The sequence below is a fragment of the Mycobacterium sp. SMC-4 genome, from assembly GCF_025263265.1.
In the GTDB taxonomy this organism is placed as follows: domain Bacteria; phylum Actinomycetota; class Actinomycetes; order Mycobacteriales; family Mycobacteriaceae; genus Mycobacterium.
On sequence record NZ_CP079869.1, the window covers coordinates 1,618,131 to 1,641,169 of the forward strand.

Below are 23,039 nucleotides of genomic sequence, written 5' to 3' on the forward strand. Positions count from 1 at the left end.
CCCGGAAGGCTTGCCCGTGACTGTCGTCTTGGCGATTCGATGTGCGAACGGCATTGTGCTGGCCTCGGATTCGCAGATCACCGACCCCGGCCGCGGACTGACCTACCCCGCGCAGAAGCTGCACTCGCTGGGGACGCACGCTGCCTGGGGTGGTAGCGGGTCGCGCGCGGTGCTCTATGACGTCGAACAGATCTTCTACGACGAGGCCGACGCGATCATCGAGGCCAAGAATATCGGGCACGCGCTGCAGTCGAGGGTCCTGCCGGTGCTCAAACACCACTACGACGCGTTCATCCCGAAGGTGCCCGGCGAGGAGGCGGCCGGAACTCCGGCCACCTACGTCCTGGCGGCGGGCTACTCCGGTGACACGCCGTTCATCATCGACCTGGACCCCAACGGACTGGTCGGCCACCACGAGGACATCGGCTTCCAGGCCGTCGGCAGCGGGGCGCCGCAGGCGCAGCAGGCCCACGCTCTGCTCACCCACTTCCGGATGACCCAACGTGACGTCGACTACGGCATGGTGGCGGCGCTTCGGGTGCTCGACGCGCTCGACGCCTCGTCGCCCAGCGTCGGCGGGCCGATGGACATCTGCCGGCTCACTGCCGACGGTGCCCATCACCTCGATCCCGACGAAGTCGAGGATGTGCGGCGCCAGGTCACGAGGTGGATCGACCTCGAACGCGACGCTCTGGACCGATTGTTCGACTGAGCCTGTGCAGGGCCCCATGTAGGGCGGGCGGTTTCCGTCGGCGGCGTGGTGGCAATACGCCTCACATCGCGGTGCGCCCGCTCCGAAGGAAGAATCTTGTAGGTAGACGTGAGGAGGACGGTTATGTCGGAGTTGGCCGACAGCGACGATGCGCCGGAGCTGGTCGAGCCGACCTACGCCGAACACCTGCATCCCGCCAGGCCCCGCACCTTGCGCTTCCGCCCCCGAGTCAAGACACCCTTCGCGCGGCGCTCCATCGCCCAGGACGGTCCGGCCAACGGCAACAACCCCGCCTACGTGGAGTGGCTGCGGGCACAGTCCATGCTTGCCGATGCCAACGAGATCAGCTCCCAGTTCTCCGGTCAGGGGTCGATGTGGCAGAACCCCTACGCCACCCCCAACCCGAGGGCGGCCGTCGAGACCGCCTCGGTGTGGTTCACCGCCTACCCGCTGTCCCTGATCACTCGCCCCGACGAGTCGTTTCTCAAGGCGATGGCCAGCGAGGAGATGTGGAAAGCGTTCGCCGAGATCGGCATCGAGGCCATCCACACCGGCCCGGTCAAGCGGGCCGGCGGCATCTCCGGCTGGCAGTACACCCCCAGCGTGGATGGGCACTTCGACCGGATCGGCACGCAGATCGACCCCGCGTTCGGTACCGAGGACGAATTCCGTCAGATGTGTGCCACCGCAGCGTGGTACGGCGGCACCATCATCGACGACATCGTGCCAGGTCACACCGGTAAAGGCGCGGACTTCCGGCTGGCCGAGATGAAGTACGCCGACTACCCGGGCATCTACCACATGGTCGATATCGACCCGCGCGACTGGCACCGGTTACCCGAAGTCCCCGCCGGAGCCGACTCGGTCAACATCGACGCCGAGACCGAGGAGTGGCTGGACAAGGCCGGTTACATCATCGGCCGACTGCAACGCGTCATCTTCTACGCCGAGGGCATCAAGGAGACCAACTGGAGCGTCACCAGAGCAGTCACCGGCGTCGACGGCGTGGAACGACGGTGGGTGTATCTGCACTACTTCAAGGACGGACAACCGTCGATCAACTGGCTGGACCCGTCCTTTGCCGGTATGCGCCTGGTCATCGGCGACGCTCTGCACTCGCTGGCCGATCTGGGCACCGGAGCGCTGCGGCTGGACGCCAACGGCTTCCTGGGAGTGGAAAAGGCGGCCAGCGAAGGAAATTCGGCGTGGTCCGAGGGGCATCCGCTCTCCGAGGCCGCCAACCACCTGATCGCGAGCATGGTGCGAAAAGTGGGTGGCTTCACCTTCCAGGAACTGAACCTGACCATCGACGACATCCGCCAGATCGGCGAGGCCGGGGCGGACCTGTCCTACGATTTCGTCAACCGCCCCGCCTACCACCACGCGCTGGCCACCGGTGACACCGAGTTCCTGCGTCTGACGTTGCGGACCACCTTGGAGCTCGGCGTGGACCCGGCCTCGCTGGTGCACGCCCTGCAGAACCATGACGAGCTGACCTATGAACTGTTGCACTGGGAAAACGGGCACCGCGACGACGTCTACGAGTACAAGGGCGAGGATCGGACCGGCGAGCAGATCGCCGCCAGCGTGCGCAGTGACCTCATCAAGCAGCTGACCGGACCGGGAGCATCCTACAACCTTGTTTTCACCACCAACGGAATCGCCTGCACCACAGCGACTGTGGTGTGTGCCGCGCTGGGCATCACCGACCTCGACACGATCACCGACATCGACGACATTCGACGGGCACACCTACTGCTGGCCATGTTCAACGCGCTGCAACCCGGGGTGTTCGCGCTGTCGGGCTGGGACCTGTGCGGCATGCTCACGCTGCCGGGCGGCGAGGTCACCGAACTGATCTCCGGCGGCGACACCCGCTGGATCAATCGGGCCGCCCACGACCTGATGGGCGCCAACCCGCGTGCCACCCAGTCCATCGCCGGGATGCCGGCCGGGCGCAGCTTGTACGGATCGATCCCCGATCAGCTCGCCGACGACACCAGCTTCGTGCGCCAGCTCCAGGCGATCCTCAAAGTGCGCTCGCACTACGGTATTGCGACCAGCCGCCAAGTCGACATCCCCGAGGTTTCGCAGCGCGGGATGCTGGTGATGGTCCATGAGCTCGACACCGAAGGTCGGTTCGCGCTGACCGTGCTGAATTTCACCAACGAGCCCATCGCCGGCACCGTTCGGTCTGAACATCTGCCGCCCGGCGCGCACGTCTCGGATATGTTCAGCGGGCACGACCTGACCACCGTCGACGACCTGCACAGCTTCGCCGTCGAGATCGCCGCGCTGCACGGTCTGGCGCTGCTGGTGCAAACCCCACAAGCGATGGCAGACCCGCCATGATGGCCGGACGATCAGCGTTGGGTGGTGGACCGTTCGGCCGCGTGGTCCTCGATCGCCTTGCCGATGGCGTGCGCAGCTCGGTCGATGAATGTCGTTCCGCTGCCGACGACCCAGTCCTGTGAAGCCTGCGCCGAGGCCAGCTGCCCGGTGAAGTGCGGGATGACGTACTGCGCGAACAGTTCGTAGCTGTGCAACTTGGCCGCTGGCGGTGCCCAGTCGTGGTCGAACAACAGGAAGGCCCCGAAGCCACCGTCGCTCGCCTCGACGAGTTCCTCGATCTTGGCGATGGCGTCGTCGGGGGTGCCGATCACCGCGAATCCCGACGCCCGGTTGTTCTCGATGATCTCGGCGACGGTGTCGCCCTGCACCGGACCGGCCGGCAGCAGATGGGCGAAATAGCGGGAGAATTCCACGATCCCGTACTCGACATCCCGCTCGGCCTGCGCACGGGTCTCGGCGATGTGCATCGGGCCCACCAGGCGCCACTTCGAGCGGTCGGCGACGTGGCCGTGCTCGGCGGCCACCTCCTGCCAGGTGTTCCAGTGCTGGGCCAGCAGATCCATTCCCTGCCTGGCGGTCGCCGCGATCGAGAGCATGCCGACGCCGTGCTTGCCCGCACCGCGTGGTCCGGTCGGCGAAAACGACGCTGCGACGGCGATATCGAAGCACGGATCGCTGTAGGGCCGCAGCTGCAGGCGGGCGTCGGCCAGGGTGAACCCGTCGGTCGTCATGGTCACCGTCTCGCCGCGCAGCAGACGCACGATCGCCTCCAGGCACTGCTCCATCCGTGGCCGCTGAGCGTCGGCGGGGATGCCCAGCATGTGCGCGTCGGAGGTGAGCTGGCCAGGCCCACAACCGAGCATCACCCGGCCCCTGGTTAGGTGGTCGAGCAGCACCATCCGATCAGCCAGCATCAGCGGATGGTGATAGGGCAACGAGCTGACCCCGGTGCCGAGCTTGATGTGCTTGGTGCGTTCGGCCGCGATCCCGATGAACACCTCCGGCGACGCGATGATCTCGAATCCCGCGGAGTGATGTTCGCCGACCCAGGCCTCATGGAACCCCAGCCGGTCCATCGCAACGATCAGGTCGAGGTCGCGTTCGAGAGCCAGCGTCGGGTTCTGCCCGACGGGGTGGAACGGGGCCATGAAGTTTCCGAAGCGCATCCTCCGATTCTGACCGTCCGAGCCCGCGGTCGGGCCACAATGCGGTAGCCGGCTCATCTCCTCGTGGCGGTGACCAGCAGGTATTCGGCCGGGTACGCGGTGCGGTCCGGATCGTCGCTGCGGTTCCACTGCTGCAGCAAGCCCAGAAAGTCCCGGTCCAGTGCGTTGACCTTGTCGAGGTCGTCGGCGATGTACCGGTAGACCGCGATGGTCGGGCCATAGTTGCGCTTCCAGTACTCCCGGAAATCCTCCGGGCTGGGGCAGTGGTCCATCGTGATCGTCTGACGATCCATTGTCAGTTCGGACACGTTGTCGCCGAACATGTCCCGCACATGCTCGGGGCTACCCCACATCGGTGGCGGGGAGGCACCGGGCGGCGGGGGTGGCGAGTAGGGCTTCATGGTGGCAAACAGCTGGCCGATGAACCCCTCGGGAGTCCAGTTGATCATCCCGATCGTGCCGCCCGGCCGTACCACTCGCACCAATTCGTCGGCGGTCACCTGATGGTGCGGGGCGAACATCGCCCCGACACAGGACATCACCACGTCGAACTCTTCGTCGTCGAACGGCAGTGCCTCGGCATCGGCCTGCACCCATTCCAGCGCGACGCCGCGCTGCTCGGCCCGGGCCCGCCCGGCGTCGAACAACTCCGGTGTCAGGTCACTGGCGATCACGGTGGCACCGGTGGCGGCGGCGGGTATCGCGGCGTTGCCAGATCCGGCAGCCACGTCGAGAACCCGCTGGCCCGATCGCACCCCGCACGCCTCGACCAGCCGCGGTCCCAGTTCGGGGATGAGTTCGGCGGCCACCGCCGGATAGTTGCCGGAGGCCCACAATGCCCGGTGCTTGGCTTTCAGTTCGCGGTCGGCGTTGTGCTTGGCATTGTGCTTGGCATTGTGGTCGGCTGACGAATCGCTCATGGTGACTCCTCGACGAGCATCCGCTTCCGGGGCAATCAGTGGATCAACCGTGGTGATGTTACCGCCGAAACATCACCAGATCAGCGGAAATGTCGCAGATTCAGGGGACCGAAGCGGCGCGGCGACGCCGAAGCCCGGCGAACCGTGATGCCGCGATTGCCGGGATGGAATAATGGCGCCATGGCAAACCCGGTACACACCCCGCAGGACGCGGATGTGACCGGGACGCGGGAGCTACGCGCGGGGGAGTTCCGCTTCTGGTTCGTCGGCCAACGGTGGGAATGGTCCGACGAGGTGGCTGCGATGCACGGCTATCGGCCGGGCACGGTCACTCCGACCACCGAGCTGTTGCTGGCCCACAAGCATCCCGAGGACCGCCAACACGTCCAAGAGTCGCTCGATCGTGCGCTGCATGCCGGTGGATCGTTCTCCAGCCGGCACCGTTTCCTCGACACCGCCGGACGGGAGCACTCGGTGTTGGTGATCGCCGACCGGATGTACGACCCCCGAGGGGCCGTGGTGGGCACCGAAGGCTATTACGTCGATCTGACCGACACGCTGGATCAGGTCCGCCGCACCGTACTCGACGAGTCGCTGCCCGACCTGTTCGAGTCCCGCGCGGTGATCGAGCAGGCCAAAGGTGCGCTGATGTTGGTCTACCGCATCGACGCCGAGCAGGCGTTCAAACTCCTGCAGTGGCGGTCCCAGCAAACCAACACCAAGCTGCGGACGCTGGCCGCGCAGCTGGTCGCCGACCTCGAATCCATCGAGGTCAACCTGGAGGCGTTGCGCCGCGGGTTCGACCATCTGTTGCTGACCGTCCATCAACGTGCTGCCGCCACGGCAGGTCGGGGGTAGGTGAGTGCACGTCGGGTCGCAAGGGGTGGATACGGAGGAGCGTGGGTCTGTTAGATGTGCGGTGCGAGGTCGCGGGCAGCGCGATCGTGGTGTCCGTCAAAGGGGAAGTCGATTCGGGCACAGTAGAAGTGCTACATCCAGTGCTTGACGAGGGCCTGGGCAGGGCGCTGGTGGCGCCGGCCCGGCTCCTGGTGCTCGATCTCGATGACGTCACCTACTTCGGCAGTGCCGGACTGAATGCGGTTCTGGGCTGTTTCGAGCGCGGCACCGACGCGGGTATCGCGGTACGGGTCGTGGCCACCAACGCTGAGGTCACCCGGCCGTTGGAGATCACCAAGCTGGATCAGGTGCTACGGCCCTATCCGTCGGTGTCGGCGGCGCTGTCCGACGATGGCGACCCGGCGTGACCCCGCCCGCCGTGGCGCCCATGGCATCGCCAGGTGCACGGCATGGCTGAAATCCCGGACGAATCCCCGGTTTTCGATGCCGGTGGTGCGGTAGGCCGCGATCACGCGAGGGTGGATTGGGCGGCAACCCCGCTGGGCCCGCCGCGGAATTGGCCGCAAAGCTTACGGACCGCGGTCAGCATCCTGTTGTCGTCGCGTTTCTCGATGTGGATGGGGTGGGGGCCGGAGCTCACCTTCTTCTGTAACGACGCGTACCGCCGCGACACTCTGGGACAGAAGTATCCGTGGGCGCTCGGTCGCCCGACCAGTGAAGTCTGGGCCGAGATCTGGGACGACGTCGCGCCGCGAGTGCAGCAGGTGCTCTCGACCGAGGAAGCAACGTGGGACACCTCTCTGCTGCTGTTCTTGGAGCGGTCCGGCTACACCGAAGAGTCCTACCACACCTTCAGCTACAGCCCGCTGCACGATGACGACGGTGCCGTGGTCGGGCTGCTGTGTGTGGTCAGCGAGGACACCGCTCAAGTGATCGGTGAGCGCCGCATGGCCACGCTGCGCGACCTGGGCTCAGACCCGAGCGTGGTGCGTACCGAGACCGAGATCCTGTCGTTCTCCGACCAGCAGATGTCGCAGAACCAGCGGGACCTACCGTTCACGCTGACATACCTCTACGACGATGACGGCACCGCCCGATTGGCGGGACGCAGCGGCGTGGCCGCGGGGCACCCGATCGCGGTGGAGAAACTCAGCGCCGAGGGTGGCGGTCTGTGGCCGGTCGCCGAGCCAGCGGCCGGGCAGTCGGTCCTCGTCGAGCTCGGCGCGGACCGGTACCGCGACCTGCCGACCGGCGACTGGCCCAAGCCGCCCAGCCATGCACTGGTGGTTCCGCTTCTGCAGCAGGGTGATTCGCCGGTGGGATTCCTGGTGACGGGGCTGAACCGCTACCGGCTGCTCGACGACGCCTACCGCGGCTTCGTCACGCTGGTCGCCGGTCACATCGCCGCCGGTATCGGTCTGGCCCGCAGCTATCGTAGCCAGCAGCGCCGAGCCGAGGAACTGGCCGAGCTCGATCGCGCGAAGACGACGTTCTTCTCCAACATCAGCCATGAGTTCCGCACCCCACTGACGCTGATCCTCGACCCGATCGCTGAACTGCGTCGGTCCCGTGATCTTGACCAGAGTATCCGTGAGGAACTGGATGTGGTGTGGCGCAACGGGTTGCGTCTGACCAAACTCGTCAACACGCTGCTGGATTTCTCCCGAATCGAGGCCGGCCGCACCCAGGCCAACTACGCGCCGACCGACCTGGCCACCGTGACCGCCGAATTGGCCAGCGTGTTCCGCTCCGCGGTCGAACGTGCCGGCCTGATCCTCGAGGTCAACTGTCCGCCGCTGGATGAACCGGTCTATGTCGACCACGACATGTGGGAGAAGGTCGTCTTCAACCTGCTGTCGAATGCGTTGAAGTTCACCTTCGCGGGCAGGATCTCGGTGCACGCCCGCCGCAGCGGCGCCGACGCGGTTGTGGTGGTCTCCGATACCGGCACGGGTGTGCCTTCCGCAGAAATGCCGCGGTTGTTTGAACGCTTTCATCGCATCGAGAACGCGCAGGCCCGTTCGCACGAGGGCAGCGGAATCGGGCTGGCGCTGGTCAAGGAACTTGTCGAGCTGCACGGGGGCAGCATCAGTGCCGAGAGCATCGAGTCGGTCGGTACCACCTTCACCATCCGTATTCCGTTCGGCACCGCCCACCTTCCCCCCGACGCGATCGGCTCGGCGACTGCGCGAAACCGCAGTGCCGGGGCCGAGGCCTACCTGGAGGAGGCGCAGCGGTGGCTGCCCTCGGGTTTGGGACCCACGCAGCCGGATCCGGACGTGACGGCGCCTGACGCCTCGGCGCTCACGTCAATGGCCGGCGAGCAGCCTGGCGGGTCGACCAGGATTTTGATCGCCGACGACAACGCCGATATGCGCGGCTATCTGAGCCGATTGCTGCGCTCCGACGGATACCAGGTCGAAGCGGTTGCCGACGGGCAGCATGCCTTGGATGCGATCCGAGCGCACGCGCCAGACCTGGTGATCAGCGACGTGATGATGCCCCGGGTGGACGGCCTGGCACTGGTGGCGGCGCTGCGTGCCGAGCGCCGGACCGCTGCGGTGCCGGTGTTGCTGCTCTCTGCACGGGCCGGCCAGGAGGCCTCGATCAGCGGTCTGCAGGCCGGCGCCGACGACTACCTCGTCAAACCGTTCGCCGCGGCCGAACTGTTGGCCAGAGTCCGGGCCAACGTCGAGCTGGCCCGGCTGCGCGATCACCACGCGCGCTGGCGTACCGCGCTGGTGGACTCGCTGCAGGAGGCATTCTTCGTCTGCGACGACGACGGCGCGGTCATCGAGATCAATGCAGCGTTCAGTGACATCCTGGGCTACGACGCGGCCGGATTGCCCTACCCCCCCGAGTATCCGTGGTGGCCGTCGGCCGACACCGACCCCGAGTCCCACCGCACGTTCGGACAGGCGGTGCGTGACCTGCGGGAGTTGACGCACGGCACGATCCCGGCGGTGCCGGTGACCCACCGCGATGGCCATCGGCTTTGGGTGGCAACAACTTTCACCCAGGCGGAGGATCCGAACAACGGACGCAAGGTCGTGGTGGGGACCATGCGCGACGTGACCGCCGAGCACTACCTGGTGCAGCGGGAGACCGCATTGTCGTCGTTGAATCAGGCGCTGGCGCAAGCGGACACGCTCGATGATGCGGTGCGCGCTGCGGCTGATGAACTGCAGCAGGTCTGGCACGCGCGACGAGTGCTGGCGGTCACCCTGCCGGCAGTCGGCAGCGGTGACGACCAGGCTGCCCCGCCGCTGATCTGCACCGGGGAGCCGGCGGGATGGGACGAGCTTTCGGTGCAGACCCGCAACGCGATCTCGGTGCTTCGAGATGGCGAACTCCTGGACCCGGAGACCACACACGCCGGGTCGGCCGGCGTGGCGTTGCAGCATCCGCGTGGGGTCCTGGTGCTCTATGTCGAGTTGTTCGAGATGCGGCGATTCACCGGTGAGGACCACACGTTGCTCACGGTGCTGGCCGGCAGGTTGGGTCAGGGCCTGCAGCGCGTGCACCAGATCGACCAGCAGCGCGAGACCGCGCTGGCCCTGCAGCACGCCATCCTCGGACCAGCCGTGTCCAGCGGGTTCGCTGTGCGCTACCAGCCGGCCACCCGGCCGCTGCAGGTAGGTGGCGACTGGTACGACGTGGTCAATCTCGACGACGGTCGGATCGCCATGGTGGTGGGCGACTGCGTGGGCCACGGATTGGACGCCGCCACCGTGATGGGCCAGTTGCGCAGTGCCTGTCGCGCACTGCTTCTCGAGCATCCCAGCCCCGCGGCAGCGCTGTCGGCGCTCGACCGGTTCGCCGCGCGGCTGCCCGGAGCGCGGTGCACCACCGCATTCGCTGCGGTACTCGACCCGCGCAGCGGCGATCTCGTCTATTCATGCGCCGGTCACCCGCCGCCGATTCTGGTCTGTGCCGATCGGTCGACCCAGCTCCTCGACCAGGGCCGAGCCACCCCGCTGGGGTTGAGGTACGCGCCCCAGCGGCCTGAGGCCCGCACCACGATGCCGGCGCGGTCGACCTTGCTGCTGTACACCGATGGGCTGGTCGAGCGCCGCCGCGAAGCGATCGACGACGGCATCGCGCGGGCCACCGACGTCGTCCAGGACAACCGAGACACCGCGCTCAACGACCTTGCCGACCTCATCATGGCGCGGTTGGCCACCGGGGAGGGCTACCACGACGACGTCGCACTGCTGCTGTATCGGCAGCCAGCTCCGCTGGATCTGGAGATGCCGGCGCAGGTCTCGGAGTTGGCGCCCAGCCGAACCGCGCTGCGGAACTGGCTTGACCGGGCCGGGATTGGCACTGAACAGTCGCTCGACGTGCTGATCGCCGTGGGGGAGGCGCTGGCCAACGCCATCGAACACGGTCACCGGGACTCACCCGGCGGGATGGTGCGCCTGCGGGCGGTGGCGCAGGCCGACCAGCTCCATCTGACCGTCGCCGATACCGGTCGCTGGAAGGTGCCCGCGGCGGTGCCGTCGGCCCACCGGGGCCGGGGCGTCTCCTTGATGCGCGCGCTGATGCAGGACGTCACGATCGATTCCCAGCCCGCGGGTACCACCGTCCAGATGCACACCAGGATTCACTGATGGCAACGCCTCTGCACGTCACCCAAGACCGCCGTCGTGACGGCACGACGGTACTGACGGTCGTCGGTGAGCTCGACCTGAGCAACGTTGCCATTTTCGCCGACGCCATCGCCACCGCCCGAGCCGGCAGCGACGGTGCCCTGCTGCTGGTGGACCTCAGTGGCGTCGAGTATCTGGACAGCGGGGCCATCAACGTGCTGTTCGACCACGCCGATCAGATCGAGCTCGTCGTCAACCCGATCCTGGTGCCGGTGTTGACCGTCAGCGGGCTCACCGACGTCGTCGCGGTCAGGCCCGCGTCGGACTGACCGTCATCGGGCTTCGTTGCGGCGGGCCCGTGCACGCCGTTTGCCTTCGTGCATCGCGGCCACGCGTGCCACCGGGATGGTGCGGCCGTGTTCAATCAGTGCGTCGGGCAGGTGCTGCGGGGCCGGCATGGTCTCGTCCCACGGGTCGCGGCCGGCCAGCGCGTCGACGGCGGTGCGTACGGTGAACTCCGCCGGGTTCACGCGGTCCAGGTCGGACCAGGCCAGCGGGAACGACACCGGGGTGCCCGGCCGCAGGCGCGGACTGTAGGCGGCGGCGACGGTCGCGCCGCCCGCCCGGGTTGCGTCGACGAACACCCGGCCGTGGCGGTCTTCGACGATGAACGCGGTGGTGGCCACCGCAGGATCGAGTGCTTCCGTGCGCGCCGCCAACGCGCGGGTGGCCGCGGCGACGTCGTCGACCGGAGCGCTGTCGTCGATCGGCACGAAGATGTGCAGCCCGCGTGACCCGCTGGTCTTGACGGCACCGGCTAAACCACTGTCGGACAGCGCTTGTCGTACCAACCCGGCGACCTTGACCACAGCGGCGAAATCCCGGTGGTCCGGCGGGTCGAGATCGAGGATCAGATGTGTGGGGCGGTTGATGTCCTCGGCGAGGCCGAGCGCCGGGTGAAACTCGACCGCACGTTGGTTGGCCAGCCACAGCAGCGTTCGTCGATCGTCGCAGAGGGGGTAGTGGATCTCGCGATGGGACGACTCGGCCCAGATCGCCACGGTGCGGATCCAGTCAGGGGTGTACTTCGGGACGTTTTTCTGCATGAACGGAGCGCGCCCGCGCAGCGCACGCAACACGGTCAGTGGCCGTCCGGCCAGCACCGGCAGCATGCGGTCGGCGACGGCATCGAGGTAGTCGACCAGGTCGCGCTTGGTGGCATCGGAATCCGCAGCCAGTGTCTGATCGAGGTTGGTCAATTCGACACCGGCACGCTGCTCGCCGGTACTCATGGCGTCAGCCTAGTCGGTGTCGATACCGGGCCGTACGTGAGAGCGGCTGTAGTTCAACGGTTCTGCTGTCCCCGGGTGACCAGCTCGCCGATGCGGGTGGAGTCGAGTTTGGCCAGCAGGTCACCGGCATCCTCGAAAACGTCCATCGCACCCGCCTCATACAGCTCGGGGCGGGATACGCCGCCGCTGAGCACCGCGATGGACGCCACACCGGCGCGGGCGGCCGCGGCGCAGTCCCACACCGCGTCCCCGACGAACACCGCATCCTGCCCGCCGACACCGGCGCGGTCGAGCGCGACCTGCACGATGTCGGGCCTGGGCTTGGCAATCTCGACATCCTGCGAGGACGTCACCTCCGAGATGACGTCGTCGCAGTCCAGGACCTCACGCAGGATCTGCAGTTCATCCTCCGGCGCCGAGGTTGCCAGCACCACCTGCAGGCCCAGGGCCGCGACCCGGCGCAGCAGATCGCGCGCGCCTGGCAATGGAGCCAGCAGGTTCACGGTCTGGCGGTAGTACTCGCTGTGCCGATCCTTGAGCCGGTCGAGCACGTCCTGTCCGGCAGCACCGCTCAACGTCCGGACCAGGGTCGTGCCGTCCATCCCGATGCAGCGGTGAATCCGCCAGCCGTCGGCCGGAATTCCCTCGTCGTGGAACGCTCTGAGCCACGCACTGACGTGCAGGTAGTTGGAGTCCACCAGCGTCCCGTCTACGTCGAACAGGACAGCCGGACGCTTCGTTGGCATCGCAAATCCTCGTCATCGTCGGAAGTGGCCGCAGGCAGCATCGGTGACACCGTGCGTCGCCGGCTTGTTGTCTGCCCATTTACCCGGGCTGACGGGGGCCGAAACGTGCGCTCGCCGGGGCACGCGGCCGCGAGTAATGTGCCGACCATGTTCGGCGCGACGATCGAGGGGACCCGATGAGTGGCGGGCTGATCGCGCTTCTCGACGACGTCGCGATGCTCGCGCGGCTGGCCGCCGCCTCGGTGGACGACATCGGTGCCGCTGCCGGGCGCGCCACCGCCAAGGCCGCGGGTGTGGTGATCGACGACACCGCGGTGACACCGCAGTACGTGCACGGTATCGCCGCCGAACGAGAACTGCCGATCATCAAGCGCATCGCGCTCGGGTCGCTGCGCAACAAGCTGCTGTTCATCCTGCCGGCCGCGCTGTTGCTCAGCCAGTTCCTGCCCTGGCTGCTGACGCCCATCCTGATGCTGGGTGCGACTTATCTGTGTTTCGAAGGTGCGGAGAAGGTCTGGGGCCGCATCGCCGGTCACGACACGCACGCGGCGCCGGTGGCACTGGTCGGCGCGGACGCCGAACGTCAGATGGTCTCGGGTGCGATTCGCACCGACTTCATCTTGTCGGCCGAGATCATGGTGATCGCACTCAACGAGGTGGCCGATCAGTCGTTCTTGCCTCGACTGATCATCCTCGTGGTGGTGGCGATCGTCATCACGGCGGTGGTGTACGGGGTGGTCGCGGGCATCGTCAAGATGGACGACGTCGGACTGAACTTCGCCGGGCGGTCGTCGGCTCTGGTCCAGAAGACCGGTCGAGGACTGGTCAAGGGGATGCCGAAGTTGCTTGGTGCGCTGTCGATCATCGGCACGGTGGCGATGCTCTGGGTCGGCGGACATATCCTGCTGGTCGGCACCGACGAGCTGGGCTGGCACTGGCCCCACAGCGTGGTGCACCACGGCGAGGCAGCCGTGCATCACGTCCCCGCGGTGGGCGGCGCGCTCGGCTGGCTGGTCAACACCGCGGCCTCGGCGGTCATCGGGCTGGTGGTCGGAGCGATCGCCGTCGCGGTGATGCACGTGCTACCGGCACGCCGCAAGAACGGCAGCCACACCTAGCGGGACTACGTGATCGGTGGGAACCGCAGCGCGAAACCGGCGCGCCGAAGCGCAAGCTGTTCGAGCCGCTGCGCCTGGGTGAGATAGCGGGTGCCAGCCGGGAGCACGGCGGGCAAGAAGCGTCGCTCCACCACCTGCGCATGCACCGTCGGCAAGACGTCGGACTCGGGATCGAGATCCTGGAAGCGCATCGAGATGGTGCCCTGGTTCAGCCCCCCGGTAGAGACCCAGTTGTGCACACCGGGGTCGCGGGAGGAGATCACGAAGGTGTACGTTCCGTCGGCATTGCGGTCGGCCTGGGCGTTGTTGAGGCTGGTCTGCTGATCCCAGTAGTTGTCGGTGATGGTCCACAGATTGGTGACCGGCACCGTGAAGTACCGGGCATTGCCGGGATCGATCGTGATGACCAGCGCCTGCCGGTCGGTCAGCTGGAAGTAACCGGCGCTCTGCAGCTGGGTCGCCAGAAACTCCGCATTGCGTGATGGGTCGCGGAACTCGTTGGGCGCCAATCGCTGACCGGTCTGCGGGTCGGTGGTGGCAACCTTGATGTACTTGGCTTCCATCGACAGGCCCAGCGCCATCACCGCGGCGGTCACGGTGCCCCGCAGCAGCGCCGGCTGGAAGGGCAGCGGCGGAATCAGCGACACCAGCGTGGTGAGCAGCGGGCTCCCGGTGACCGTCGGCCCGATCAACGGAATCGCGAAACCGCCGAGCTGGCTGAACAAGCTGTTCGGAGGGCCGCTGACCCGTTCGATTGCCAGCTGCATCGGAACCTGAGAGTCCCACTGCGACAACGTGTCGCGTACCGCGATCAGGGTGGTGTCGCGGGTGAGCTGAAGGTGATTGACCTGCCCCGGTAGCGCCGCGGCTCCGCTGACGGTGATGGTGAAGAAACCGTCGGCGTCGACCTGCAACTGCCGGCCGGTCAGGACATCGGCGGTGATGCCCGAAAGCCCGGTCAACACACTGAAAGTGAGGTCCGCGGCGGGTTCACCGGTGAGACGGCCGGTGATGACGTAGGTCGACGTCTTGTTGACGCCCATGAAGCGATAGACGGTGTCGGGGTTGTCGTAGAGGATGCGTGAGCCCGCAACACTCATGCCGGACCACGTGTGCGGCGGCGCGACTTGGGCCACCACAGTCGGTCGCATCGGGTTGAGCAGCTGCTGCTGAAACGCCGCGGCCATGGCGTACTCGTCGACGGCCCGGGCGAGCTGGCCGAGGTTGACCCGGTCGGGCCCGCCGATGGCCCGGTACTCACGCCTGGCGGTGGCCAGCCAGCCGTTGCGCAGCAGGCTCTTCATCAGCATCACCGGCAGGGTTTTCACCGTCCGGCCGGCGATGCGCTCGGCGTCGAGCTGTTGCTCGGTGGCCAGCGGGCTGGCCGACGGGGCGGTCTCGGTCAACGCGTCCCGGCGAGCCGATCCGGCCAGCGCCAACAGCGCGGTGGATGCCGGTTCGGCGGGTGCTTCGGGCCTGTCGGTGGGTGGCTGCGTGGCGACGCGCTCGGGCTCGGCGTCGGACCCGACGGCCGGCTCGTCGCGCAGGGCGACGGTCGTTCGACGCTGCATCCGGGGCGGGTCGGCGTCCTCATCGGCGCGGCGGGACTCCCGCCTCGGTGTCGACGATTCCGGGGATGATTCGAGAGATCCCGAGCGTGGCCCTGCCGACCGGGTGTCGGCCGAGCGTGGCCCTGCCGACCGGGATGACTCGGCGGACTCCGATGACCGCTGGCGCGGCGAGGAGGTGTCGTCGGCGGCCGCGACCGCCGGACTGTGGGCCAACGCCACCCCGACGCCGGCCATTACGGCCAGGGCGCCGAAGCGGCCGAGTAGCCGCTCGTGTCGTGTCAGAGGCGTCGCTGGCAACGGCGGGATCCTTCCGCTGTTTCCCCCGGCCGTACGGTAACCATCCCGGTGGGCACTGCACGGCGGAATGACGGAATCGGGCCACGGGGTCGACGAGGTCAGCACTGGCTGCCGGAGCGCTCCCCGACGAAAGCCAGCAGCCGCGGGTCATCACTGGTGAAGCGCGCGACCTCTTCGCCGCCGTCGCAGCGCAGCAGCGCCACCGTGATCTCGCCGGATCGGCGGCTGAGGACCTGCCACACCGCGCCGGCATCCTCCCAGCGCTGCAACTCGGCGACCCGGTCGATGTCCACCGGTTCACGATGTCACCTAGCCTGAGCACCGTGCACACAGCGTCCGCGGTCGCCGTGGCGGCGACATTCCTGTGGTTGGGGATGGTGCTGGCTATCTCGTTCCTGGAGGCGCCGCTGAAGTTCCGGGCGCCCGGGGTGACGCTGCAGGTGGGCCTCGGGATCGGCCGGTTGGTGTTCCGCGCCCTCAACGGTTGCGAACTGGCGCTCGCCGCCACCGCCGTGCTGGCGTTGCTGATCGGGGGAATGCCCGATGGCGCGCTGACGGCCCTGGTCGCGGCGACGGTGATACTGGCCGGTCAGCTGCTGTTCGTCCGCCCGGCGCTGACCCGCCGCTCCGATGAGGTGCTCGCCGGGGCCGAGGGCCCCCGGTCGCGAGCCCACTACGTCTACGTCGCCTTGGAGGTGCTCAAGGTCATCGCGCTGATCAGCGCCGGTGTACTGCTGCTGGCGGGATGACCCGAACCCTGCCAAGGTAGGCAAAGCTATCCTCACCTGCTCGGGTAGGCTCTGCGGTCACCATGACTGACGTGTTACCCGTCCTGCCCCGGGAGCTCACCGAGCTCAGCGACGACGTTCGCGCGGTCCCGCCGCCACCGATCCCGCAGCTGGCCACCCCATACGCGACGCGGGTGGTCGATCCTGAGGTCGACGCCGAGACGATCGCCGAATGGATGAACCGGCCGCATCTGGCCGAGGCGTGGGAGTACGACCGGCCGGTGACCTGGTGGCGCGGCTACCTGCGCGCGCAGCTGGCCGGGGACTACTCACGGCCGGTGCTGGGGAGCTTGCGCGGCGAGGACCGCGGCTACGTCGAGGTCTACCGCGCCGCCAAGGACTCGATCGCCACCCGCTACGCGGCCGACCCGTACGATCTCGGGCTGCACGCCGCCATCGCCGATCTGCACGTCGTCAACCGCGGCTTCGGCCCGCTGCTGCTGCCGCGGCTGGCGGCCAGCCTGTTCGAACTCGAACCCCGTTGTCGGCGGATCATGTTCGATCCGGATCACCGCAACAGCGCCGCGCGCCGGCTCTGTGAGTTCGCCAAGTGTGAGTTTCTCGGCATTCACGAGATGGCCAACCGGACGATGGCGCTCTACGCGCTGCATCGGCCGGGCTGACCGCGGCAAGTCAGGCTGGTGGGTCACCGATCATCTCGGCATACCCGTCGAAATCGGGCCGCATCGCCGCAGCCACCAGTTCCCACAGCACTTCGTCGGTGCCACCACCGACCCGGGCCAGTTTCATGTCACGCCACCAACGGCCCAGCGGGGTCTCGTCGACCAGGTACCCCGACCCGCCGAAGATGTGCATGCACTCGGAGAGCACCTCTTCACCGAGACGAGCGGCGGTGACTTTCACCGCCGCCGCGGCGCGCAGATCCAGCCGGCCCAGCGCGGCGATGCCGTTGAGGCCGTGGCGTAGCAGGTCCACCCGGGCCTGTAGGTCTGCCATGCGCATTCGCAGCGCCTGATGCTCGAACAGCGTGGCCCCGAACTGCCGGCGTGTCACCATGCGCGCATGGGTGATGCCGAGCACCCGCTGACATGACGACGCGACCTGACCGGCGATCGACATCCGTTCGTGGGCCAGGCCCCACGAGATCGCGGCCAGGCCGGTACCCGGGCGGGCGATGAGATGATCGGCGGGTACCCAGGTGTCGATGTGGACGGCGGCGGTGTCCAGCGGTCCCGCCCCGACCTTGCGGTAGGGCGTCTGGACCTCGACCTGACTGGTGGGCACCGCGATCACCAGCACGTTGCCGTGCCGGCTGTCGGGGTCGTGGTCGACGCTGCGGGCCACGACCATGATGTGATCGGCGATCGGGGACAGCGACACGTACTTTTTGATGCCGCGGATCTCGAAACCATCGCGGGCAGAACGAACTTCGGTCTGGACAATCTGCAGGTCCGATCCACCGGACTCCTCGGATGCGCCGATGCACAGCACCGCCTGCCCGTCGATGGCCTGTTCACAGATCGTCTTGAGATGGTCGGACTTGCCGAAGCGTCGCAAGATCGCAATGGCAGAGTCGTGCAGGCTGACACCCACACCGATTCCGGCGGAACCGAGATGGCCCAGCCGGTAGGCCAATTCGACGAGCTTGGCGACATCGGGGTGCTGTCCACCCTCGGGGTCACCCCACTTGCTGCGGAACACCCCGTGGGCGCCGAGGTGCTCGATGAGCTTGCGCGGGAAGCGTTCCGAGCTCTCGGCGGCTGCGGTCCATTCGGTGATCGTGTCGTCGAAGACCTGCCCGAGAAGCTCGCGGTAACCTCCGACGTCGAGTGCGGCAGAGGTGGTCACGCGCGTACGGCCTCCAGGTTCTGCTTGACTTCCAGTCGTCGCAACTTGCCCGAGGAGGTCCGCGGCAGCGAACCCGGGGCGAGGAAGACCACATCGGCGGGCACCACACCGCACTCTGAAGCCACCCGCGCGATGACCTCGGTGCGCGCCCCGGCCTCGTCGGGACCGCGGAACTCCGCGGCGATCACCAGGCTCTGGCGCGATGAATCGCCGCTGCTGCCCACCGCCACCACGGCGCCCTCGCGCACCCCACGCACCCCAGCGGCGACGCGTTCGATCTCGCTGGGGAAGATGTTTCGTCCGGCCACAGTGATGAGTTCCTTGATGCGGCCGCAGACGACCAGTCCGGAGTCGGTCAGGTAGCCCAGGTCCCCGGTGGGGAACCATTCACCGGCTTGCAGGGACTGCAGCCCGTGGTAGCCCGACATCATCGACGTACCACGAATCTCGATCTCGCCGATCTCGCCGATCTCCCGATCACCGGGGCCGGCATGGTCTTCAGCAGGGTTGATGCGGATCTGCATACCTGGCACCGGCTGGCCCAGAATCGCATGCTGCTTCACCGAATCGGTTGCCGGATCGACGATTTGGTCGAGCAGCAGGCCGGTGTTGGGCAACGGCGCGGTCACCGCGCAGGTCGACTCGGCAAGTCCGTAGCTGGGGGCGGCGGCGTGCGGGTCCAGGCCGAAGCGTGCCATCTCGGTGAGGAACAGCTGGTAGCCCTCACAGTCGATCGGTTCGCCGCCATTGATGGCGAACCGCAGGCGGGACAGGTCGACGTCGGAGACCCGGCGGGCGTAGCGACCGAGCACCGTGTAGGCGAAGTTGGGTGCGGCGGTCAGGCTGGCGCGGCTCTCCGACAGCCAGTTCAGCCAGCGAAACGGCGACGCCGCGAACGCCGCGGTCGGTGCCAGCCAGATCTCCGCGCCCGACAGCATCGCGGACAGCAGGAACGTCAACCCCATGTCGTGGTACAGCGGCAGCCAGCTGCATCCGACATCGCTGCCGGGGTCCACCCTGGTGTGCGCCTGCAGCGCGGAGACGTTGCTGTGTACCGCATCGGGGGACAGCAGCGCGGTGCGCGGGCTGCCCGTCGATCCGGCGGTGCCCTGCAGGACCGCCGGGGTCCCCTCCGGCGCCGCGCGTGCGGTCAGTGTGCTGGAGCGCTGTGCGCTGCCGATGGTCGCCGCGTCGTGGATCGTCAGTTCAGAGCTGTTGGCGGACAGAAGTTCTCGATACTCCGGGGTGACGACATGGGTCACCCCGATGCCGGCGAACCGCCCGGCGGTGGCGCGGGCCCACTGGTCGGGGTCAGCGCCGCGCACCGGTCCCGGCAGTATCGACAGCGGCCGGCCGGCCAGCCAGGCGCCCTGGATCGCGGCGATGAACTCGACCGAGGGCTCGCCGACCAGGCCCACCGCGCCGTCGGCGCCCTGGCCCACCCGTTCGGCGATGTTCTCCGCCCGCGCGTGCACCTCCTGCCACGGGTGACGCGTCCAGGTCGACGTCGCGCGGTCGAACAGCACGAGGTCGCGGGGCGAGGACGTCATCGACGCCGACAGCGCGGCGGCCAGGGTGCTCACTGGTCCGCGGGAACCTTCGCCAGGATTGCGGCCTCCAAGTCGCCGACCGTATCGCAGGTCAGCAGGTCCTCCTCGGACAACGCGACCCCGATCTTGTCCTCGATGGCGACCATGCCGACCGCGAACGCCACCGAGTCCAGACCCACGTCGTCGATCAGGCGGGAGTTCCGGGTGACCCGGCTGACGTCGACGTTCAGGTCGTCGCGCAGAATCTCGGCGAGAGCCGCAGTCAGGGCTCCTGGGGGTGGCGAAGATGGGGTCTCCATGCGGCGGAAGGTTACACGGCCTAGTTGTCGTGACCTGAGAGGTTGTTGACGGCGCGCCTGCTTGAAATGGGGAGGACCTCCTGACGGAGTGGATGTGTCTGGCATTCACCCGTAGGAGGTCCTCGTGTCTCACGCTAACGCCCGTACCAACCTGTTCGCACGTCGCTTGATCGTGGAGCGTGTCGCGGCCGGCTGGCCGCCCGCGCAGGTTGCTGAACAACTGGGAATTTCGCGGGCCACGGTCTACAAGTGGCTGCGCCGATACGCCGAAGGTGGTGACGAAGCCCTCGCTGACCGGTCCTCGCGTCCGCACCGGATGCCCCGGCGCACCAGCGACCGAGTCGAGAAGAAGGTGCTCGCCGCGCGGCGACGCCGCAAGCGTGGCGCAGTCATGCTGGCTGCTGAACTTGGGATGCACGCCTCGACGGTGGGACGGATCCTGGCGCGTCACCAGGTACCGCATTTGAGTGCAATCGACCCGATCACCGGTGAGCCGGTGCGCTCGTCGCGGCGCAGCCCCAACCGCTACGAGCACCGCACCCCAGGATCAATGGTCCACGTCGACGTCAAGAAGCTGGGCCGCATCCCCAAAGGCGGCGGGTGGCGCCTGCACGGCCGCGACGCCGCGGTGTCAGTGGCCAACCGGCACAAGAAGACCCGCATCGGCTACGACTACGTGCACACCGCCATCGACGACCACACCCGGCTGGCCTACAGCGAGGTACTCACCGACGAGAAAGACCTGACCTGCGCGGGATTCTTGCACCGAGCGTTGGAATGGTTCGCCAGCCACGGTGTGCGGGTGCGTCGGCTGCTGACCGACAACGCCATGGTCTACCGACACGGCACCAACTGGGGCTGGGTGTGCACGGCCTGGGGACTCAAACGCCGGTTCATCAAACCCGGCTGCCCCTGGACCAACGGCAAAGCCGAACGCTTCAACCGCACCCTGCTCAACGAATGGGCCTACGCCCGCCCCTGGACATCCAACAGCCTACGAAAACGAGGACTTGACCGATTCCTACACCGCTACAACACTCAACGAGGCCACTCCGCCCTCGGCGGACACCCACCCATCAGCCGACTCGCCGCCTGACAACAACGTGTCAGGTCACAACACCTAGTAAAGGTAGGCTACGCTTACCCCGCTGGTCCGAGGCTTCCGCGGCCCTGGCCGTTGTCCCGGGTCACCGCAGCGTCGACGTGCTGGCAAGTGACCAGGCCCTCACGCTCGGTGAGCTCCTCGACGACGGGGTAACTGCGCGCGATGTTGGCTGCGGTGTCGATGATGCTGGTGACCACCGGGACGTGGCGAGTCAGGCTCAGAAAACCATCCCCGTGCGGTACCGCACCGTTGTGGAACCCCCAGATGCCCCGAACCGAGGTCGCGCCACCCACATGACCCGCCTGCATCAGTCGCGCGATCAGTCCGCGGTGGATGGGGCGGCGGTCATGCAGCGTGTCCTCGGCGGTGCGCACGATCAGTTTGAGGTATCCGGAATCGCCCGGTTCCGGGAGCGGGGCCACGGTGTGCCCGCCGGACCGGCACACCACCACCGGGTCAACGGTGATCGGCGCCGTGGGCAGCTGCCGGCCCAATTCGCTGCGGGCAGTGTCAAGTTGGGCTGCAGTGCCCACCGCAGTCACGCGCAGGGGTACGTCGGCGTTGCGGCCGAACAAGTGGGCGCGACGGCGGTGACCTGAGATCGTGCCATCGACACCCAGCAGTACCTCGGCGGCGGTGAACTGCAGACGGTGCAGCAACTCGCACACCGCGACGTGGCCGACCTTGCCGGCCAGCTGGTGCCGACGGCCGAGGTAGACCGACAACCGGGCCGCCGTGTCGGCGCGGGGTCCGGCCTGGGCGCGGTCGTGCTGCAGCGTGACCACCCCGCGACTGATCATGGCGGCCACCTCGTCGGCCACTGCCGGGATGGCCTGCGCGCCGTCGACGGCGATCAGGACGGCGGGGGGATCCTCCGACAGGGTCAGCGACCGGTCGGTGCGCGCGAGGTGGGACGGCCCGAAACCGGCGATACCGCGCAGAACAACGCTGGTGGCCAATTCCCGCCGGGCGAACATCTCCACCATCTCCTCGACCAGGAACCGCCCGTTGCGGCGGTCCCGCTCGGCGAACCGCGCCGTCAAGGTCATCAGATCGGTGCTCACCAGCCCGCCCCCCAGTGCTGACCCAACCACGCTGCGGCCAGGCCGAGGACCACACTGGCGGCGATGTTGGCGAAGGCCGGCCAGAGCTGGCGTTCCTCGGACAGGCGCTGGGTCTCGAACATCCAGGTGGAGAACGTGGTGTAGGAGCCGACGAAAGCGGTGCCCGCCAGCAGGGCCACGTGCGGTGCGAACGCCAGGCCGGCGAAGAACCCGAGCAGGAAGGCGCCGCTGAGGTTGACCACCAGGGTGCCCAGCGGCAGCGCCCACCTCGACCGGCGCGACACGGTGCGGTCGACCAGGAATCGCAGCAGCGCACCGCACCCGCCGAGGACGCCGACACCAAGCCAGAGCAGCACCGTGTTCATCGCAGTACCCGGGCCCTGCGGGCCAGCGCGGTCGCCAGCGCGACCGCCACCAGGCCGACCGCCACGCTGGCACCCGTGTAACCGGCCGCCAACCCGTAGTGGCCGTGTTCGAGCATCTTCAGCGTCTCGACCTGCATCGTGGAGAAGGTGGTCAGACCGCCGCAGAACCCGGTGCCCAGCAGAGGGCGCCGGTAGCTCGACAGCGGCAGGCGCTCGAGCAGTCGCGTCACCAGCCAGCCCAGCAGAAACGCGCCGGCGATGTTCGCCGCGAACGTGGGCCAGGGCCACCGGGACGGATCGGGTACGGCAAGTTCCTCCAGACCCGCACGGGCCAGGGTGCCCAGCGCGCCGCCGACGAACACAGCGGCCAGTTCACGGCGGTCGAGGGCCATGGGGAGCAGTATGCCGACCTGCCGTTGTGTGGTGTGTCAGGAC

Annotated in this window: 22 protein-coding genes; 10 read left to right on the forward strand and 12 right to left on the reverse strand. The window is 67.7% G+C overall.

The annotated features are described in order from the left end of the window. Nucleotides 1-16 precede the first annotated feature (16 nt). Both KXD98_RS07685 and treS read left to right on the forward strand, forming a co-directional pair. Nucleotides 17-712 (forward strand): proteasome protein, encoded by a 696-nt coding sequence (locus tag KXD98_RS07685; protein WP_260762974.1) that lies wholly within the window; start codon nt 17-19, stop codon nt 710-712. A gap of 123 nt (nt 713-835) precedes the next feature. Further along, on the forward strand, nt 836-3,064 hold the full coding sequence (gene treS, locus KXD98_RS07690; protein WP_260762976.1) for a maltose alpha-D-glucosyltransferase: 2,229 nt from the start codon (nt 836-838) through the stop codon (nt 3,062-3,064). A gap of 11 nt (nt 3,065-3,075) precedes the next feature. On the opposite strand, the gene KXD98_RS07695 is transcribed toward treS, so the two are convergent. After that, nucleotides 3,076-4,230 carry an LLM class flavin-dependent oxidoreductase gene (locus KXD98_RS07695; protein ID WP_260762979.1) on the reverse strand — a complete coding sequence of 385 codons (1,155 nt, stop codon included), beginning with the start codon at nt 4,228-4,230 and terminating at the stop codon, nt 3,076-3,078. Nucleotides 4,231-4,283: 53 nt separating this feature from the next. Further along, nucleotides 4,284-5,150, reverse strand: a complete 867-nt coding sequence (locus KXD98_RS07700) for a class I SAM-dependent methyltransferase (protein ID WP_260762981.1) — start codon at nt 5,148-5,150, stop codon at nt 4,284-4,286. A gap of 180 nt (nt 5,151-5,330) precedes the next feature. Here KXD98_RS07700 and KXD98_RS07705 point away from each other — a divergent pair, with 180 nt between their 5' ends. The 4 genes from KXD98_RS07705 to KXD98_RS07720 are packed head-to-tail and all read left to right on the forward strand — an operon-like array spanning nt 5,331 to nt 10,929. Then, complete coding sequence (locus tag KXD98_RS07705) at nt 5,331-6,008, forward strand: PAS and ANTAR domain-containing protein (RefSeq protein WP_260762983.1); 678 nt, start codon at nt 5,331-5,333, stop codon at nt 6,006-6,008. A 41-nt stretch (nt 6,009-6,049) separates the two neighbouring features. Then, nucleotides 6,050-6,415 (forward strand): STAS domain-containing protein, encoded by a 366-nt coding sequence (locus tag KXD98_RS07710; RefSeq protein WP_260762984.1) that lies wholly within the window; start codon nt 6,050-6,052, stop codon nt 6,413-6,415. 42 nt (nt 6,416-6,457) lie between these two features. Next, on the forward strand, nt 6,458-10,621 hold the full coding sequence (locus tag KXD98_RS07715) for a SpoIIE family protein phosphatase (protein WP_260762986.1): 4,164 nt from the start codon (nt 6,458-6,460) through the stop codon (nt 10,619-10,621). Next, nucleotides 10,621-10,929, forward strand: coding sequence for an STAS domain-containing protein (locus tag KXD98_RS07720; RefSeq protein WP_260762988.1), 309 nt, complete (start codon nt 10,621-10,623; stop codon nt 10,927-10,929). Before KXD98_RS07715 ends, KXD98_RS07720 begins: the two co-directional genes overlap by 1 nt. 3 nt (nt 10,930-10,932) lie before the next feature. On the opposite strand, the gene ligD is transcribed toward KXD98_RS07720, so the two are convergent. Both ligD and KXD98_RS07730 read right to left on the reverse strand, forming a co-directional pair. Next, the gene (gene ligD / locus KXD98_RS07725; protein ID WP_260762990.1) at nt 10,933-11,892 is read right to left on the reverse strand and encodes a non-homologous end-joining DNA ligase; all 960 of its coding nucleotides are present in this window, start codon (nt 11,890-11,892) and stop codon (nt 10,933-10,935) included. Between the two features lie 53 nt (nt 11,893-11,945). Then, nucleotides 11,946-12,638 (reverse strand): HAD family hydrolase, encoded by a 693-nt coding sequence (locus KXD98_RS07730; RefSeq protein ID WP_260762993.1) that lies wholly within the window; start codon nt 12,636-12,638, stop codon nt 11,946-11,948. A gap of 176 nt (nt 12,639-12,814) precedes the next feature. Here KXD98_RS07730 and KXD98_RS07735 point away from each other — a divergent pair, with 176 nt between their 5' ends. Further along, on the forward strand, nt 12,815-13,756 hold the full coding sequence (locus KXD98_RS07735) for a DUF808 domain-containing protein (RefSeq protein WP_260762994.1): 942 nt from the start codon (nt 12,815-12,817) through the stop codon (nt 13,754-13,756). A 5-nt stretch (nt 13,757-13,761) separates the two neighbouring features. Here the strand turns inward: KXD98_RS07735 and KXD98_RS07740 are convergent, their stop codons facing one another. Together KXD98_RS07740 and KXD98_RS07745 are read right to left on the reverse strand one after the other, a co-directional pair. Next, nucleotides 13,762-15,561: a hypothetical protein gene (locus tag KXD98_RS07740; RefSeq protein WP_260765059.1), complete on the reverse strand. Its 1,800-nt coding sequence runs from the start codon at nt 15,559-15,561 to the stop codon at nt 13,762-13,764. Nucleotides 15,562-15,722: 161 nt separating this feature from the next. Beyond that, entirely contained in the window at nt 15,723-15,917 is a 195-nt protein-coding gene (locus tag KXD98_RS07745) for a hypothetical protein (protein WP_260762996.1), read from the reverse strand. A gap of 9 nt (nt 15,918-15,926) precedes the next feature. Here KXD98_RS07745 and KXD98_RS07750 point away from each other — a divergent pair, with 9 nt between their 5' ends. Together KXD98_RS07750 and KXD98_RS07755 are read left to right on the forward strand one after the other, a co-directional pair. Next, entirely contained in the window at nt 15,927-16,373 is a 447-nt protein-coding gene (locus tag KXD98_RS07750; protein ID WP_396882673.1) for a hypothetical protein, read from the forward strand. Nucleotides 16,374-16,435: 62 nt separating this feature from the next. After that, nucleotides 16,436-17,035, forward strand: coding sequence for a GNAT family N-acetyltransferase (locus tag KXD98_RS07755; RefSeq protein ID WP_260763000.1), 600 nt, complete (start codon nt 16,436-16,438; stop codon nt 17,033-17,035). 10 nt (nt 17,036-17,045) lie between these two features. On the opposite strand, the gene mbtN is transcribed toward KXD98_RS07755, so the two are convergent. The 3 genes from mbtN to KXD98_RS07770 are packed head-to-tail and all read right to left on the reverse strand — an operon-like array spanning nt 17,046 to nt 20,070. Beyond that, complete coding sequence (mbtN, locus tag KXD98_RS07760) at nt 17,046-18,221, reverse strand: mycobactin biosynthesis acyl-ACP dehydrogenase MbtN (RefSeq protein WP_260763003.1); 1,176 nt, start codon at nt 18,219-18,221, stop codon at nt 17,046-17,048. Continuing rightward, complete coding sequence (gene mbtM / locus KXD98_RS07765; protein ID WP_260763004.1) at nt 18,218-19,804, reverse strand: long-chain-fatty acid--ACP ligase MbtM; 1,587 nt, start codon at nt 19,802-19,804, stop codon at nt 18,218-18,220. The genes mbtN and mbtM overlap by 4 nt, the downstream gene beginning before the upstream one ends. Then, nucleotides 19,801-20,070, reverse strand: coding sequence for an acyl carrier protein (locus KXD98_RS07770; protein WP_260763007.1), 270 nt, complete (start codon nt 20,068-20,070; stop codon nt 19,801-19,803). The genes mbtM and KXD98_RS07770 overlap by 4 nt, the downstream gene beginning before the upstream one ends. A gap of 124 nt (nt 20,071-20,194) precedes the next feature. Here KXD98_RS07770 and KXD98_RS07775 point away from each other — a divergent pair, with 124 nt between their 5' ends. After that, complete coding sequence (locus tag KXD98_RS07775; RefSeq protein ID WP_064898557.1) at nt 20,195-21,166, forward strand: IS481 family transposase; 972 nt, start codon at nt 20,195-20,197, stop codon at nt 21,164-21,166. A gap of 44 nt (nt 21,167-21,210) precedes the next feature. Here the strand turns inward: KXD98_RS07775 and KXD98_RS07780 are convergent, their stop codons facing one another. From KXD98_RS07780 to crcB (KXD98_RS07790), 3 genes are read right to left on the reverse strand one after another with little or no spacing between them, the layout of a single operon-like run. After that, nucleotides 21,211-22,239, reverse strand: coding sequence for a DUF190 domain-containing protein (locus tag KXD98_RS07780; protein ID WP_260763008.1), 1,029 nt, complete (start codon nt 22,237-22,239; stop codon nt 21,211-21,213). Next, nucleotides 22,236-22,604 (reverse strand): fluoride efflux transporter CrcB, encoded by a 369-nt coding sequence (gene crcB, locus KXD98_RS07785; RefSeq protein ID WP_260763010.1) that lies wholly within the window; start codon nt 22,602-22,604, stop codon nt 22,236-22,238. Before crcB (KXD98_RS07785) ends, KXD98_RS07780 begins: the two co-directional genes overlap by 4 nt. Then, on the reverse strand, nt 22,601-22,996 hold the full coding sequence (gene crcB / locus KXD98_RS07790; RefSeq protein ID WP_260763011.1) for a fluoride efflux transporter CrcB: 396 nt from the start codon (nt 22,994-22,996) through the stop codon (nt 22,601-22,603). The genes crcB (KXD98_RS07785) and crcB (KXD98_RS07790) overlap by 4 nt, the downstream gene beginning before the upstream one ends. Nucleotides 22,997-23,039 lie beyond the last annotated feature (43 nt).